Raw genomic sequence first — 18119 nt, 5'->3', positions numbered from 1 at the left:
CTCTTTTAACATCCTAATAAAAAGGCTAACATAATACATTAGGATTATAATTCTTTATAACAAACAAAGGCTACTTAGAATAATTTCTAAGCAGCCTTTATCACTAACTAACTAAAATATTACTTTATGATAATTTTCTTGGTCAACTGACCATTCTCTAATGTATTTAACTTAATAATATAAGTTCCTGTGCTTAAATCACCTACTTCGTACTCATTGTAAGCACCTTCATAACCCTGGGTTTTGTATACGGATTGACCGACAATATTATAAAGTTCAACTGTTCTAACCTCAATATTATTAGGATTCAGTATTACAATCTTGTTTCTTCCCATTGCATAGTAAAATTTTAAATTCTCTATTGTAGGATCATTGATAGATAAACTCTGAGATTGCTCCTGAAACACTACTTCAAACCTGTTTGTAAACTCACCTGCTTCAGAAGAAAATTCAAATGGTTGTTCACTTCTTAGATTGTAATATTCACCCGTAAGATTATCCTTTATAAACATATCCTGATCTTCTGGTATGTTTTCTGTTTCTGTGAGTTTTATAGTATAGTTATACGCTCCTGAGGCTTTTAAGGACAATGGCACCACTTTATCTTCTGTTATTACACTATAAGCTTGTATCGTCATTAATTTGTCTTCTAAAATCAGGTTTAAATCATCATCGTATATCTCCACATTCTTAGCATCATACCCATAATCAAATTCATCTGATGTGATTTCACTAAAACCAAGTAATAACTCTCTTCTAGTTGATGGCCCATCTACCGAATTAAATTCTAAACGTAGCTTTTGCATTAAATTTTCTGTTGTAGCCTCAGTACGCAAACCTGTTGCATCTCTAAAGAATACTGAGCCATTGTTATAAGATCCGTTAGCATCTGATTCTTTAATAAAAACGCGTTGGCTATTTTTAAATACTATATCACCACTATTAACTATTTCCGTCATAAAACCCTGCCCAACAGGCAAATATCTTGTGGGTTTTTTTGTGCCATCCTGACTACCATTGGTAGCTCCTTCTATTCCTACAAATTGATAGGCTCTTGTCGCTCCGGTTTTGTTAACCTGAGCATAACCACCATTATATTCATTTAATATATGTGATGAACCACTCCATTGTTGCCAAAGTTGTATTGTACCATCAATAACACCTGCATTGTCATCTATAAACGCATGCAGGTCTATAGCAGATGCATAAGGGTTTCCTAATAGGTAATCTGTTTTTGTAACTGCTGGTACAGAACCATTACCTCCTGTATCAATAACTGGGACTACTATGGTTCCATTATTAGGTTTTCCTTCAAACACATACTGCTGCTCCGAACCTGTACCTTTAGAGGTATAACCTACTCCTGGCTGTAAAGTTGTGTCTGTACCAAGGAATGCATAATCGTAGTAAGTTACACCGTTTACAAAAGTGTATAACCAATATGTGCTTATTTTTCCTTCTTCATGATACGCATTGGTAAATTCAAAATTACTGCCGTCTGGCTTTTTTAACATATCTAAACTGTAACTAGAATTATTATCGTTGTTACTACTTTTGTTATCATCTGACAATGTTACTGCTCCTAAACTACCTACTGGAGATGCCCAATAGTTATACCAATATACACTTAAGTTACCTTCTTGACGTCTTAAAATTTTTCCAGTCGAGGATGTTACTAAATCACTATTTTCAGTTTGTATTAATTGAGAATCACCTTCGAGATCTAATGTTCCGTTTAACTCTAAATACCAATTATTCTCTACCTTTTGATCACCATTGATTGTTAATTTTTTATTAGTATCTATGACTAATCCAAGGTTAGTATGAGAATTAGATGATGTAATGTTATGCTTTATTTCAACTATACTGCAATCTTGATTAACTGAGGCATCTTCAATATCCCATACGTCACCATGCAACCAAGTGCTTTGACTATTCCAATCTCCATCCGAACTTGTCTGATATGGCATTGGAGCTGTTTGCTCTTGCACGGTTGAAATATTATTGAGTTTCAAGGTTTGATTATGGTTTGAATAATCTGAGGTAGTGCTATTTTTAATATCTGTCATTGGATAGTACACCAATAAGTTTGACCAAGATACTGTTTGTAATGTCCCCGTATCTTTTATTGGTTTTGGTATCGTTTTTCCCTGCACAAGTCCTCCATTGTTTTCTATTTCCTGATAGACCATTTGTTGGATTTGCTCATCGGTTAATGTGATATTAAAAACCCTTACCTCATCAATTTCTCCATTAAAGTATTGCTGATTTGGTGTGTTTCTTGAAAAACGACCAACCTCAAAATTACCATTCCATCCAGATGTTGTAGTGATGCTATGCCCTATTCTATCTGTAGAAATATTAGAAGCCACTAATTCACCATCAATATAGAGTAATTGCTTTCCTTCTGAACCTGAAAACACACCAGTGATATGATGCCATTCATCGTAAGCAATTCTATCGCCTGTAGTAAGAATAGTTGGTTCTGAACTACCTGTTTTGGTAGCGAAAATAATTTTATTACCACTCTGCACATACAATCTACATGATGAATCTTCACTCAATATGGTGTTATAAGATGTTCCACTATTTGATGGATCTATTTTTATCCATGCCATCAATGTTACTTCTCCTAAACCATTTATAATACTGTTTCCTGATAAATAATCATCCGCACCATCAAAATCTATGGTTGCATTAACAGGTGGATTTGTATTGAATATATCTCTATAATCAAGATCACCTCCTGTATTGGCATCTCCATCTGCATCACCAAAAACATTTACTAAATCAGTAAGTGTGCCTGAAGAAATCTCATCATTAGTATCAAAAGAAGAATTATTGCTATCAAAGTTATTGTCTAATCCATCTGCATCAGTATCTAAATTTGAAACGGTATCCAACTGTCCATTTTCTTGAATATCAGGAATACCATCATTATCGCTATCTGAATCTAAGTAATCTGGAATACCATCTCCGTCTGTATCTACTGGAGTCATCCCAGTACCATAATTATCCCAAAGCCCCATGTAGGCTCCTGATGTATTTACCGTACCACTGGGTGCAATATATCCTAATGTGCTTTGAACCTCTATATTATCGGGTATACCATCATCATCCGAATCGATATCGATCGGAGGCAAACAAACAAAGCTATAAGCAAATGTGTCTAGACCGTGAGGCTCGTGAGTGTTTATAGCCATCTGACCAGATACAACAATATGCTTAATTGAAACTTTACTAATACCAGTATCTGCAGTTATACCAAAATTGTTCTCAATATTTTGACCAGAATTTACAGCTCCTTTATAAACACCATCAGCATCGTAGAGGTTAATATTTCCTGTACCATCATCACCTAAAAATGTATTTCTATAATACCCTACTAAATTATTATCAACATATACTTCATATTGACTAATAACACCACTATCGTAATTTGTATCAAATATGTCTACAAGATCAAAACTAAAAGAACGTACTGGTGTTGTGAAATTTATATTTACGGTATAATAATCGTTAGTTTGCGCACCAGTTTCAGGATAAATATATACAGCATGGCCAGAATTACCAGATTTAAAATTACCAGATGTGGTTGTTCTTAAAAGTGCAATCCTAGGAGAGCTCGTTCTTCGATAATAGTTAGATTCGAAATCAATAGTTCCGTTTGCAAAAGTACCAACACTCGTATTAGCAGAACCTGCTGTCCATGAACTACTCGGAAAACTGTAATCGCTAGAACCGTTTAATACCGTTAAGGTTTCTCCTTTAGAGTATACCTCTTGTTGAAAGCCCGATTCTTGATACCCTAATGCATTAGTATTATTAGCGATTGAAAATATCTTAAGGCCATTTTTTGTCCAGCTAATAGCATCACCTTGCGGAGAAGCTCCTCCAGATATCGCTGCACAAACTGATGTATCAATTACACCATCATTGTTATTGTCAACATCGTAAGCATCTAATACACCATCATTATCTACATCTTGTGAAAAAGCAGAATTAAATGTAAGTACTGCAAGTAATACAATTAACGATTTGTAGTTTAAGTTCATAATTAAGTTTTTTATAGTTTGGGACTATAGCTAATTATGTACTTAATAAAGTTTTTAATACAATGGATTATAAACTGTGAGGGGAGTTGTAATAATTTGGTTCATTATTACAAGACAATGATACTGATTCGTAAGAAAAAAGCCAAGGAAAATGTTATATTTTTTAGATAAAGTGATTAATAAATCCGATAAAGTGCTTTTTTAAGAATATCAAATTCAAAAAAAAACGTTTAAAAACACTTCATTTTCAGCGATTTACTATTAGATCTATTGTTAAATCATTGAAAAAACTTAAATAATATTTACAATTCTTTCAATTATATGATTTGTAAAAGCTTTAAAAAATGGAAAGCTCTAATAAAATTTCACAAATTATTTATTCACAAGAAATCAAATCAATAGTTGGATTAGGTCTTCTATTTTAGAAATCAATTGTACTTTGATTTGGGTATTTCTTAGAGAAATTTTATTGTATTTAGACACAAAAATAGTAGAAAACCCTAGTTTTTCTGCTTCTAAAATACGTTGCTCGACACGTTGTACTGGTCTTATCTCACCCGACAAGCCTAACTCAGCAGCAAAACAATATTCACTAGGTAATGCCACATCTTCATTGGAAGACAATATAGAAGCAACTACCGCTAAGTCAATAGCAGGATCATCCACACTAATCCCTCCTGTAATATTTAAAAAGACATCTTTTGCACCTAAACGAAAGCCAGCACGTTTTTCTAACACAGCCAGCAACATATTTAAGCGTTTAGCATTGAAACCCGTTGCAGAACGCTGCGGAGTACCATAAACAGCAGTACTCACCAAAGCCTGTACCTCTATCATCAATGGTCGTAATCCTTCTATTGTCGCTGCAATGGCATTGCCTGAGAGTTCATCATCTTTTTGGGAAATTAAAATTTCTGAAGGATTAGAAACTTCTCTCAAACCAGAACCTTGCATTTCATAGATACCTAATTCATTAGTAGAACCAAAGCGATTTTTATGAGCTCTTAAGATTCTAAATACATGATTACGGTCTCCTTCAAACTGTAAAACCGTATCCACCATATGCTCTAATATTTTTGGACCAGCAATATGACCATCTTTAGTAATATGTCCAATTAGTAAAACAGGTGTAGATGTTTCTTTAGCAAATTTTATCAATTCAGTAGTACATTCTTTTATCTGAGAAATGCTCCCGGCAGAAGACTCTATATAATCACTATGCAAAGTTTGAATAGAATCAATTATTACCAAATCCGGGGCTAAGGTTTCTATCTGTTTAAATATATTCTGTGTTTTAGTTTCTGTAAGGATATAACAATTATTACTGCTTGGATTTATACGTTCAGCACGCATTTTTATCTGTTTTTGGCTTTCTTCTCCAGAAACATAAAGCGTTTTGTATTGAAGATGTAATGCTATTTGTAGTAATAGCGTACTCTTTCCGATACCGGGTTCACCTCCTAAAAGCGTTAATGAACCTTGCACCATACCTCCTCCTAGTACACGATTAAACTCTGCATCTTGCATATTAAGTCGTGTTTCTTGGGAGTTATCAATCTCATTAACCTTTAAAGGTTTAGATACACGTTTAGCAGTTGGGGCTGAAGATTTCCAACCACTTTTTTGAGGTTTTTGTATAATCTCTTCAGCAATTGTGTTCCATGCTTTACACGAGGTACATTGCCCCTGCCATTTGGCATATTGACTACCACAATTCTGACAAAAAAATGTTGTTTTTACCTTAGCCATCTTTAGTTTTCGATTCCATCGAAAATCTTTAAAATTTTTCGATAGCTAAATTAAGATAATTTTAGTTGATGTCTCTAAACCAATTTACTATTGCCAGAACTTTTATTGTTGCAAGTTTTGGCACCAAATTAGATAATAAATAGCTTCTGGTTTTTTTAAACAGAGTTTCGAAAAAATAATCTGTTGATAATGATACTTTTTTAATTTTCTTCATTGTCTTCCTCCTCTCCTTCTTCATCAGTATCTACAATAGTGAGCTCATCAATTTTAGAAAAAATAAAGTCTCTGTTGATATGGCTTACATCATTTAATGTAAGTGCAGATTCATATAATTTTTTAGCTTTTTTAGTTTTTCCAACTTTCTCAGAATATTGTGCTAAGTAATAGGTACCTAATAAAGATTCTGGATTTAGCTTTTTTGCTAATTTTCCTATTTTTTCTAAAGACTCCAAATCGTTACGTTGTTCTGCGACTTTAACCACTTTTTCAAATTCTTCTTCTGTTATTGGCTTCTTTATACCAAATAAATCTTCTATTCTATCGTATCTATCTACTAAGTATTTATCTAAGGTACCTTCATAGGGCAATACCTTCTCTTCTAATTCCTTTTCGCGAAGCGGTTTATATAATTCAAAAATCTTGTCAAATGACTTGGCTATCGCACTATTTACTAATGTATAATGCGTGTCATTTTTAAAATCGTCAAAATAGTATGTTAAATATTGATTCTTTACTTGTGAAATTTGAGAATTTGCTTTTAGAACAGCCTCTCTTATATAAGGCAAATCCTTATCTGAAGTTGCCATATAATAAAAAATGTCATCCTTAAAAAACTCTAATCGTTTACCTAAATAATCTCTTACGGTACCTGATAAATCTGGGCTAATACATACATAAGCGTTAAAAAGAGGATCTTCTTTAAATAAATAAGAATTGATAAAATTACCCATTAAATCATGGCCCACAGCAACTCTAAACTTACTGGTATTATATTTATCATCTAAATATGGTATTAACTCATCTGCTACAAAATCGTGAAATCGCAAACCAGATTCTTTTGGTAAGCCTGTGACTTCGTCACAATAACCATCATAACGCCTCTCATTACTTTGTACCACACCAACAATTATAGAACTTGGCATATCATCAAAATAGGTTTGAAAGTCGACTTGACCAGCTATAGGTTCAAATAAATAGTCTCCATCGAAAACGATGATTAAAGGATATTTTAGCTCTGAAGAGGGGTCGTAATTTTTTGGAAGTTTTATTTTTAGCTGACGAACCGAATTTAGCTTAGCAGAATTAATTTCGTCGTAACTAATCTGAGCGAATAATGGCAAACATATAATGAAAGCCAAAACTATTAAAATAGTCTTTCTCATTTGTAGGTAGGTTTAGTTTTGGGTAACCAAACATACTAAAATATCGTCAAGTTGCGAATTTTTTTCGATGAACTGCAATTAGTCTTTCATCATGTCTTGAACCTCATACATTTTCTCGAGCATAATCTCTTTGTCTATATATTGAGATGGTTCTAGTAATAAACCCGATTTATAGCGTAATAATGCCTTTTTAAGATTACCTTCCTGCTCATGAAACATACCCATATAATAAGCACCAAGCATAGATTTTGGAAATTCTTTTTTCACCAATTTCGCTAAGTTCTCTAATGATTCTAAATCATCTCTCTTTTTAGATGCAGAGGCAATAGCTCTAATATCGTTTTCAATATATTGCTTCTCAAAACCGTAAAAGCGGGCTATATCTTCATATTTTTTTATAAGGTAATCGTATGGTGAGCCTTCAAAGGTTAGTATTTTTTCTTTGTATTCTTTGGCATTGATTGGCCTGTAAAGCGCAAAAATGGCATTTAATGCTTTTGGAATTCCTCTTCCTACTAACGAATAGTGACTTGCCTCTTCAAAATTATCAAATTTATAACTCAGTTTTTCATTATCAATTGTTTTAAGTTTTGCATCACATTCTTTAATAGAATTTCTTAACACTTTAATGTCTGCATCTGCAGTTGCCATATAATAAAATGTTTCTTGTTCTATAATAGATAAACGATCGTATAGTCTATCAGTCATTTCTGGTGCTAGATCAGGACTTAAACTAATGTAGGCTCTATACATGGGCTGATCTTTAAATAGATAGTAGTTGATAAAATTGGCACTTAAATCATGACCTATAATAACCCTGTAATCAGAGACATTATAATTGTCCTCTACATAAGGTATAAGTTCTGCACCTATAAACTCATAAAAATGCGCCCCTTCATCTACTGGTAAATATGTATCTTCTGCATAATTGAAATCATATTCTCTAGTACTATCTTGCTTTACACCAACAACTATACAGTCTGGTATATCTTCCCAATAGGCTTGATAGTCTATATTACCTGCTACAGGCTCGAATAAATAATCCCCATCTAAAACAATGACTAAAGGATAAGTTCGCTTAGCTTCAGCATCGTAATTTCTTGGTAACTGAATCTTTAATTCACGTTCTCCACCAAGTTTGTAGGATTCTATAGTTTTGTATATAGCTTGTGCTTGAAGATTCAATGCAATTAAGCATACAATAATAAGCGTGTAAAATTTCTTCATGTTGTCTATGGACTTAAAAGTTAAAGCAAGGTAAAAAATATTTCTATATGCTGTTTTTCTTTCTATTATAGATTGGTAAGTAGGTAAGAGATAAGCCTCCTAAAACAATAATTACTATAGTTTGCGAAGACCACATTATCCAACCAAAGGCTCTACTTGGATCCTCTGACATGCTAAATACTGTAAACGCTATGACAATAGCTTCTGGAAATGAGCCAATACCTCCATTAGTAGCTGCTATACTAAAGCTGGCCATAATAAAACCTATTAAAACTGCAGCTAAAGATATATTGCTTAATTCTGGCAATGCTAATGTAGTGACATAAAACATGGCTAAATACATGACCCAAATAAATACTGTATGAAAAATAAATGCCCATTTTTTCTTCATTTTAAAAATGCTCAATGCACCCTCAATAAGCCCTTTAATAAAGCTTTTGACTTTTAAAGCAAACTTTGAAGAGCTTCTTTTTATAAAAAAATATAACCCGAAAATCAGCATTAATAAAGCTGCTATACCAATAAACAGTGTTGATGGATTGAACTTTTCTATAAAGAAATCATATATAATCTTAAACTTTAAAATTAGTGCTACTCCTATTATTATAAGTAACATTATGGTGTCTGCCACACGCTCTGCTACAATAGATCCAAAACCTTTATCAAAAGGAACATCTTCATAATTAGCCAGAATAGAAGCTCTAGCGATTTCACCAGCACGAGGAATTGTAAAATTGATTAAATATGCTGAGTATACAGCCATAAAACTATTAGCAAATTTTGGTTTATACCCCAAAGGTTCGGCCATAAATAACCATCTGTAAGCTCTGGATGCATGACTTAACACCCCTAAACTTACACCAAGTATAATCCAAAAATAGTTCGCATCTTTAAAGTACTGGACTAATGTAGAAATCGATATTTGAGACAAAGAATACCATACCAAAGCAACCCCTAAGAGTAAAGGCAGAACAACTTTTAGGAAGGATTTTGTTTTGCTCAAAATTTTATTTTAGAAGATTGTTAGCTTCGTTGGGAAACACTAACGAGGGCTTAAATACTTTAGCCTCTTCGATATCTATAAATGCATAAGTGATTAAAATTAAAATATCACCAACGGCTACTTTTCTGGCAGCCGCTCCATTTAAAGTAATTTCTCCACTATTACGAGGCCCAGGTATACAATAGGTTTCCAGGCGCTCGCCATTATTGTTATTTACAATCTGAACTTTCTCACCTTGAATAATATTAGCAGCATCCATTAAATCTTCATCAATAGTAATACTACCAATGTAGTTAAGGTCGGCGCCTGTACATTTAACGCGATGTATCTTAGATTTTACAACTTGAATTTGCATGCCACAAAGATAATTAATTTAAGGCGATATTATCTATAAGTCTTATATCACCTGCATATACAGCTATAAAGGCTCTATATGTCTTTTTTGTTGATTTTCGCTTTATCGGTTTTAAGGTTTCTATATCGGCAATAATAAAATACTCTAACTCTAATAGTGGTTGCTTTTTAAATTGCTTCTCAACCCATTCCGATACGTCTTTAGCACTTTTTGTGCCAAACTTTATTTTGGCAGTCTTTAAAGTTTTGTAAATAAATGGTGCCACTGCTCTGTGCTCTGAAGTGAGTCTTGTATTTCTTGAACTCATTGCCAAGCCATCTTCTGCTCTATAAATAGGGCATCCTATAACTTCTAAAGGCATCTTATAAAGTTCCACCATTTTTTTTATAATTTGTAATTGCTGAAAATCCTTTTCACCAAAGTAGGCTTTGCCTGGTCTTACGATTTCAAATAAACGCTTAACAATTGTGCCAACACCATCAAAATGACCGTCTCTAAAAGCCCCTTCCATTTCGTGTTCCAGACCACCAAAAGTAAAGGCCTGTGAGGTAATATTATCGTTGTAAATATCCTCAACAGTTGGGGCATAAACTAAAATTGTGGTATCACCAATGGTTTTTAAAAGTGACACATCTGCATCTAGCGTTCTTGGGTATTTAATCAAGTCATCTTGATTATCAAATTGGGTAGGGTTTACAAAAATGCTAACAACTACGATACTGTTTTCACTCAATCCTTTTTCTACCAAAGACAAATGTCCATTATGGAGTGCTCCCATAGTTGGCACAAAACCAACTGAACCCCCTTTGGCTTTTAGAGCCTCAACATGTTGAGACAATTTGGATTTATTATAAAATATTTTCAATGCTCTAACAAAAAATTAACGCGTGCAAACATAATATTTTACTGGCAATCTGCACAAATTTTTGTAATTTTGCATGTTTTTTACTCTTAATTTTCAAAAGCAGCAGATTTATGAAAGATAAACGAATATTGTATGTGTCCTCGGAAGTAGTTCCATATTTACCAGAAACGGAAATTTCTTCAATGTCATTTGAAGCTCCAAGAATGGTAAACAAACAAGGAGGTCAGATACGCATTTTTATGCCGCGCTTTGGCAATATTAATGAGAGAAGACATCAGCTACATGAAGTGATAAGGCTTTCTGGTATCAATTTAATAATTAATGACCTAGACATGCCTTTAATTATTAAAGTTGCATCGATTCCTAAAGAACGTATTCAAGTTTATTTTATTGACAACGAAGAGTATTTTAAGCGTAAAGCTACTTTAACTGATGAAGATGGTAAGCTTTTCTCAGATAATGACGAACGTGCCATATTCTTTGCTAAAGGTGTAATTGAAACCGTTAAAAAATTAAATTGGGCACCAGATATTATACATGTTAATGGCTGGTTAGCTTCATTACTACCTTTATATTTAAAAGAGTTTTACAAAACTGAACCTTTATTTACCGAAAGTAAAATTATAACCTCAGTATACAATCAAACCTTCGATGGTTCGTTAAATAAAAACATGATTGAAAAAGTAAAATTCGACGGTTTAGCTCATGACGCCATAAAACCATTGGAGAAGCCAGATTATATAAACCTAATGAAAATAGCAATAGATAACTCTGACGCTATCATTAGAGGGTCTGAAGCATTACCTAAAGAATTAGACACTTATATAAACGATTTAACTAAACCTGTATTAGATTTTCATCCTATAGAAGAATTTGCGGACCCATATACAGAATTTTACAAAGACACTGTTCTTAACAGTTAGTACACTTATGAAAAAAAATAAATTTGTCCTTAATATTTTAGTGCTTAGCTTAATTCTATCTAGCTTTATAGCTTGCGATAAAGATTTTGCTACTCTAGATTCAGATATCATAAATGATGATATTGCTACAAGTTTCGATATACTAAATGATACTTACGACATCATATCCTACACTAAACCTTTAGGACCCGTTCAAACAAACAGCCTCGGGATCAATACATTAGGAATTTACAATGACTCTTATGGCAAAGTAACATCTAGTTTTGTAGTTCAACCTGTATTATCAGTTTTCGAACCCGAATTTGGAGAGGAGATAGAAGTAGATTCAGTAGTATTGACATTACCTTACCAATTTAGTGTTACAGATATTGATGATGAAGGAAATATTACATACGATATTGATTCTGTAATAGGTAGAGAGCCTATTAAGCTTAGTATCTTTGAGAGTAATTATTTTATTAGAGATTTTGATCCCAATGACGAGTTTGGGACAAGTCAAGCCTACTTTTCTAACAAATCAGCTTCAGCAACAGAAACTATATCTGAAGCTTCGTTAGAGGGAGAAGAACTTGTAATTTTACAGAACCCTCTAGAAGTTAACCATATAACTCTTGATGATGAAGGAAATGTCACCATTAATGAAGAAGGTTTTATTTTATTAGGTGAAGAACCCGAAGATGAAGATGAAGAACAGGTAATTACAAGACAAGCACCAGGCATAAGGCTTAAATTGGATACAGCATATTGGGAAGATAAAATTATAAGTCAAGAAGGAGAGACTGTTTTAAGCAGTATTAATAATTTCTCGGAATATTTTAGAGGACTCTATTTTAAAGCCGAAGCCAATGATTTAGATGATGGCAGTTTCTTAATTATCAACGCTGGCAATACAACTCCAAACATTGTAATTTACTATTCTAGACTCATATCTGATGAAGGTGAAGATCCTGTAAGAGAAAATACGTCGTTTGCTATTAACCTTATTGGCAATGGTATAAATTTCTTAAACAATGATTTTACATCACCTATTGCTGAAGGCGACCCTGATACTGGTGATAGCAGATTGTATTTAAAAGGTGGTGAAGGATCTATTGCTAATATTAAATTGTTTAACGGAGATGACATTGATAATGACGATGACGACACCTTTGATGATTGGAAAAATACTTTTGTAGAAACAACCAGCGATGGTAAATTCATAAGATCTAAGCGTCTGGTAAATGAAGCCAATTTAGTGTTTTATGTAGATCAAGACATGGTCCAAGGAGGAGAACCAGATCGTATATATCTGTATGATGTAGATAATAAAGTACCGTTAATAGATTATTTTTTAGATGGCGTAAACAATAGTTTACCTTTATCCTCAGTTTCAAATCATCTTGGACCGTTACAACGTGTTGATGATGAACCCGATGGAGATGGTATTAAATATAAATTGAGAATTACTCAACACATTAACAATTTACTGATAAGAGATTCTACCAATGTCGAATTGGGATTAGCCGTTTCATTGAATGTTAATATTGAGGGATCGGGCATACAAAGACAAGTACAATCGATGGAAGACATAGATTTTACGGTTCCATCAAGTTCTGTATTAACACCTAGAGGTACTGTATTACATGGCAACAATACAGAAGACGAAAGTAAAAGAGTATATTTAGAAATATATTACACAGAACCAAACGACTAAAAAATTAACCTATGTGCGGAATTGTTGGATATATAGGCCATCGCGAGGCTTATCCTATTGTAATTAAAGGCCTTCAAAGATTAGAATATCGTGGTTATGACAGTGCAGGTATTGCGTTGTATGATGGTAACGATATCAAACTTTCTAAGACCAAAGGGAAAGTCTCAGACTTAAAAGAGCGTTTAGAAAATGAAATTTCAATCGACGGAACTCTAGGTATTGGTCATACAAGATGGGCAACTCACGGTGTTCCAAATGATGTAAACTCTCACCCTCACTATTCTAATTCTGGAGATTTAGTTATTATTCACAACGGAATCATTGAAAACTACGACGCCTTAAAAAAGGAGCTCATTAAACGTGGTTATACTTTTAAATCAGATACAGACACAGAGGTATTAGTTAACCTAATTGAAGACGTAAAGAAAAACGAAAACACTAAACTGGGCAAAGCAGTACAAATCGCTTTAAATCAAGTTGTTGGAGCTTATGCCATTGCGGTTTTTGATAAAAACAAACCTAATGAAATTGTCGTTGCAAAACTCGGCAGTCCATTGGCTATAGGTATTGGTGAGGATGAATTCTTTATTGCTAGTGATGCTTCCCCTTTTATAGAGTTTACCAAAAATGCTATTTATCTCGAAGATGAGGAAATGGCAATTATTAGACGTAATAAAGGGGTTAAGGTAAGAAAGATTAAGAATGATGCTTTAGTAGACCCATATGTTCAAGAACTTCAGCTTAATCTAGAACAAATTGAAAAAGGTGGTTACGACCACTTTATGCTTAAAGAAATCCATGAGCAACCAGAAGCTATATTTGACACCTTTAGAGGGCGCTTATTAAGTAATGAAGCTATGATAAAACTTGCAGGTGTCGAGGACAATATGAAGAAATTTCTCGCAGCAGATCGTATTATAGTAGTTGCTTGCGGTACATCATGGCATGCAGGTTTAGTTTCAGAATACATTTTCGAAGATTTAGCACGTATACCTGTTGAAGTAGAATATGCTTCAGAGTTTAGGTATAGAAACCCAGTTATTACCGAAAAAGATATTATAATCGCTATCTCCCAATCTGGTGAAACAGCAGACACACTAGCAGCTATTAAACTAGCAAAATCAAAAGGTGCATTTGTTTTTGGTGTATGTAACGTCGTAGGATCTTCTATCGCTAGAGAAACAGATGCTGGAGCTTACACACATGCTGGACCAGAAATTGGTGTTGCATCCACAAAAGCATTTACAACTCAAATTACAGTTTTAACTTTAATCGCTTTACGTTTAGCAAGAGCTAAAGGAACCATATCAAGTTCTGAGTTTAGACATCATTTAATTGAGTTAGAAACTATCCCTAGTAAAGTTGAAGAAGCATTAAAATCTGATGCTTACGTTCAGACTGTAGCAGACATATACAAAGATGCCACAAACTTTTTATACTTAGGTAGAGGGTTTAATTTCCCAGTTGCTCTTGAAGGCGCATTGAAACTAAAAGAAATTTCATATATACATGCTGAAGGTTACCCTGCTGCTGAAATGAAGCATGGCCCTATTGCTTTGATTGATGAACAAATGCCAGTAGTTGTTATCGCTACTAAAAAAGGACATTACGAAAAGGTAGTAAGTAATATTCAAGAAATAAAATCCAGAAAAGGTAAAATCATTGGCATTGTTACTAAAGGAGATATAAGCGTAAAAGAATTAGCAGATCATGTTATAGAAGTACCTGAGACTTTAGAATGTCTTACTCCTTTGTTAACTACAATTCCTCTACAATTATTATCTTATCACATTGCAGTAATGTTAGATAAAAATGTAGATCAACCTAGAAATTTAGCTAAATCCGTTACCGTAGAGTAATTTAACAGCAAAATATCATATACACAAAAGCCCCTATATTGATAAATTCTCAATATAGGGGCTTTTCTTATCTTAAAAATTCCTATGCATGCATAATTTTATGCGAATTTGTTATCAACTTTTCATATATTTATTTAAATTGCTCATCTAATAAATTAACTAATTCTCTAAAATGAAGACAATCTTAAAGCTTTTTACATTGCTTTTTTGCGTGGTGTCGTTTGCTCAAACCACAATAAAAGGTAAAATTACAGACAATACTGGGTTACCCTTACCTGGTGCAAACATTGTAGTGGTAGGCACTAGTTCTGGTACAGTATCAGATTTTGATGGCAACTATACCATAACGATAGATCAAGAACCCCCTTTATCTATTCGTGTAACCTACACAGGGTTTCAAGAGCAGGTCATTGAGATTACAACAAATAATCAAACTGTTGATGTTACTATGATAGAAGGTAACGAACTTGATGAAGTCGTTATCTCAGCATCGCGTACACCAGAACGTATTTTTGAATCTCCGGTTACGGTAGAGCGATTTGGTCTCAAGTCAATTAAAAATACGGCATCAGCTGATTTTTATGGTGGTCTGGAAAATTTAAAAGGCGTAGATATCAATACCAATAGTTTAACTTTTAAATCTATAAACACCAGAGGTTTTGCCACATTTGCTAATACACGTTTTATGCAATTAGTAGATGGTATGGATAATTCTGCACCTGCCTTAAACTTTCCTCTAGGAAATTTATTAGGTATGGTTGAAACTGATGTACAAAGCGTTGAACTTCTACCTGGCGCGTCTTCTGCACTCTATGGTGCTAATGCATTTAATGGTATATTATTTATGACAAGTAAAAATCCTTTTGATCACCAAGGTATTAGAGGGTATATAAAGCAAGGTATAACATCTCAAGAAGCAGCAGGAAATAATGATTATACTGATATAGGTATAAGTATGGCTCATAAATTCAACGATAAATTTGCTGCCAAAGTTAACTTTGGATATTTAAAAGGAACAGATTGGTTTGCGACAAACTATGACGATAAAGACACCCCAGGCGGCACTCGTGAGTCTAACATAAATTATGATGGTGTTAATGTATATGGAGATAATGTAACCACAAATATTAGAGATGCATCAGGCGGATTGGGTATTATTCCTGATGTTAATGTTAGTAGAACTGGCTACAGAGAGGTAGATTTAACAGATTATGATGCAGAAAGTATTAAAGCAGATTGGGGCTTATATTACCGCCCTTGGGGAGATGATTTTGAAATTCAATATGTTGGTAAAGTAGGCACTGGATCTACTATATACCAAGGCGCCCAACGTTATAGAATTGATGGATTCTCATTACAGCAACATAAAATTGAGGTTAGAAATGACGATTTTTTCGTTAGAGGTTATGTCACTTCAGATAAAGCCGGAGATACTTATGTAATGGATGTTGCTGGTCCAAACTTATTACAGGCTTGGAAATCACACCAAGATTGGTTTGGTGATTATATACAAACTTTTGCGGCCTTAACTTTGTCACAACCAACATTATCTGATGAACAAAAACATGCACAAGCAAGAATAGTTGCAGAGGACGGAAGACCAGAGTTAGGCTCAGATGAATTCAATCGTCTTTTTGATCAAGTTACATCAGATACTAATTTCTTAACAGGCTCTGCTTTTAGAGATAACTCTAAAATATATCATGGAGATGCTAACTATAATTTTAAAGACAAAGTTGATTTTGCAGAAATACAAGTAGGTGGCTCATACAGAACATATAGGTTAAACTCTTTCGGAACTATTTACGCTGATGCAGATGGTGCTATTACCTATTCTGAATTAGGTATATATACGCAACTACAACGATCAATTGACTTAAATGAAAATTTAGAGCTAAAATTAACAGGATCTATTAGATATGATAAATCTGAATTGTTTGATGGATTCTTTTCACCAAGAATTTCAGCTGGTTTAACAGTTAACGAAAATCATAATTTTAGAGCTTCTTTTCAGACTGGTTTTAGAAACCCTGACACGCAATCATTATACATTGGTTTAGAAACTGCCTTAGGTACTCTAATTGGTGGTGCAACCGATATTGGAGACCGATACTCAAGAAACTACGGTGTAAGCCAATTTGCGCAGGATAACCTTGGTCAACCTGCTAGTATTTCTCAAACAGGAGCTGCTGCATATACAAATTCTTTATTTGCTTCTATTTCTGATGACTTAGGGTCACACGATCCTGCATCTAATGGTCGTAATTTTATTGGCAATTCAAGTTTTGCAGACCCAGAACAAGTGAGTTCTTTTGAGGTTGGGTATCGTGGAAAAGTCGCAGATTTTATAATTGATGCTTCTGCATATTATAGTTCATATAGTGATTTCCTAGCTAATGAAACTGTAGTTGCACCACTTTATGGAGATGTCGCTAATTTTGATTTAACAGGCTATGACCCAAATAATCCAGCAACAATTGCTGGTCTGAACGGAGACACACAACAAATCTTAGCAGCTTTAAGCAATGGTGATTTTGTTGGCTACCAAACCTATACAAATACCGAAGAAACTGTTAACTCATACGGAGCAGCTATAGGAGTATCAACAAAAGTGTTTGATGGTTTTGATTTAAGTGCTAATTACACCTGGTCTAGGTTAGATTTTGATGTTGCTGGAAACCCAGATTTTAGAACAAACTTTAATACACCTGAACATAAAGTCAAGTTAGGATTTGGTAAAACAGAATTGTTGAAAAACTTAGGTTTTAATGTAGCATGGCGTTGGAGTGACAATTACTTCTGGGAGGCTTCATTTGGTGATGGAGAAATACCAGCATTTAACGTACTAGATGCTCAGGTTAACTTTAGAATACCAAGTTTAAAATCGACTATTAAAGCCGGAGCTACAAACTTGTTAGCAGATGAATATTTTACAGCTTTCGGAACTGGATTTATAGGCTCTCAATATTATGTGTCGTTAACTATTAACAACCTTTAAAAAATTAAGC

General features: G+C 33.8%; 11 protein-coding genes. 4 read left to right on the top strand and 7 right to left on the bottom strand.

Annotated elements, in window-relative coordinates; genetic code table 11:
* Window positions 1-119 precede the first annotated feature (119 nt).
* The 7 genes from Q0912_RS04755 to panC form a co-directional block, all read right to left on the bottom strand.
* Window positions 120-4055 carry a LamG-like jellyroll fold domain-containing protein gene (locus Q0912_RS04755; RefSeq protein ID WP_299112588.1) on the bottom strand — a complete coding sequence of 1312 codons (3936 nt, stop codon included), beginning with the start codon at window positions 4053-4055 and terminating at the stop codon, window positions 120-122.
* A gap of 390 nt (window positions 4056-4445) precedes the next feature.
* Window positions 4446-5804, bottom strand: a complete 1359-nt coding sequence (gene radA, locus Q0912_RS04750) for a DNA repair protein RadA (protein ID WP_299112587.1) — start codon at window positions 5802-5804, stop codon at window positions 4446-4448.
* Between the two features lie 200 nt (window positions 5805-6004).
* The gene (locus Q0912_RS04745) at window positions 6005-7186 is read right to left on the bottom strand and encodes an alpha/beta hydrolase-fold protein (protein WP_299112584.1); all 1182 of its coding nucleotides are present in this window, start codon (window positions 7184-7186) and stop codon (window positions 6005-6007) included.
* A 78-nt stretch (window positions 7187-7264) separates the two neighbouring features.
* Window positions 7265-8413, bottom strand: a complete 1149-nt coding sequence (locus Q0912_RS04740; protein WP_299112582.1) for an alpha/beta hydrolase-fold protein — start codon at window positions 8411-8413, stop codon at window positions 7265-7267.
* Window positions 8414-8456: 43 nt separating this feature from the next.
* Window positions 8457-9416 (bottom strand): lysylphosphatidylglycerol synthase transmembrane domain-containing protein, encoded by a 960-nt coding sequence (locus tag Q0912_RS04735; protein ID WP_299112580.1) that lies wholly within the window; start codon window positions 9414-9416, stop codon window positions 8457-8459.
* 4 nt (window positions 9417-9420) lie between these two features.
* Window positions 9421-9771, bottom strand: a complete 351-nt coding sequence (gene panD / locus Q0912_RS04730; protein WP_299112577.1) for an aspartate 1-decarboxylase — start codon at window positions 9769-9771, stop codon at window positions 9421-9423.
* Window positions 9772-9784: 13 nt separating this feature from the next.
* The gene (gene panC / locus Q0912_RS04725; protein WP_299112574.1) at window positions 9785-10636 is read right to left on the bottom strand and encodes a pantoate--beta-alanine ligase; all 852 of its coding nucleotides are present in this window, start codon (window positions 10634-10636) and stop codon (window positions 9785-9787) included.
* 110 nt (window positions 10637-10746) lie between these two features.
* Between panC and Q0912_RS04720 the strand changes: the two genes are divergently transcribed.
* The 4 genes from Q0912_RS04720 (at window position 10747) to Q0912_RS04705 (ending at window position 18109) form a co-directional block, all read left to right on the top strand.
* Window positions 10747-11559, top strand: coding sequence for a glycogen/starch synthase (locus Q0912_RS04720; RefSeq protein ID WP_299112571.1), 813 nt, complete (start codon window positions 10747-10749; stop codon window positions 11557-11559).
* A 7-nt stretch (window positions 11560-11566) separates the two neighbouring features.
* On the top strand, window positions 11567-13252 hold the full coding sequence (locus Q0912_RS04715; protein ID WP_299112569.1) for a DUF4270 domain-containing protein: 1686 nt from the start codon (window positions 11567-11569) through the stop codon (window positions 13250-13252).
* Between the two features lie 11 nt (window positions 13253-13263).
* Window positions 13264-15111 carry a glutamine--fructose-6-phosphate transaminase (isomerizing) gene (gene glmS, locus Q0912_RS04710; RefSeq protein WP_299112566.1) on the top strand — a complete coding sequence of 616 codons (1848 nt, stop codon included), beginning with the start codon at window positions 13264-13266 and terminating at the stop codon, window positions 15109-15111.
* 172 nt (window positions 15112-15283) lie between these two features.
* Window positions 15284-18109 carry a TonB-dependent receptor gene (locus Q0912_RS04705; protein WP_299112563.1) on the top strand — a complete coding sequence of 942 codons (2826 nt, stop codon included), beginning with the start codon at window positions 15284-15286 and terminating at the stop codon, window positions 18107-18109.
* Window positions 18110-18119: the final 10 nt, after the last annotated feature.

Source organism: uncultured Winogradskyella sp. (assembly GCF_947498345.1).
Taxonomy (GTDB): Bacteria; Bacteroidota; Bacteroidia; order Flavobacteriales; family Flavobacteriaceae; genus Winogradskyella.
This window is presented reverse-complemented; position numbering and strand designations above follow the sequence as displayed.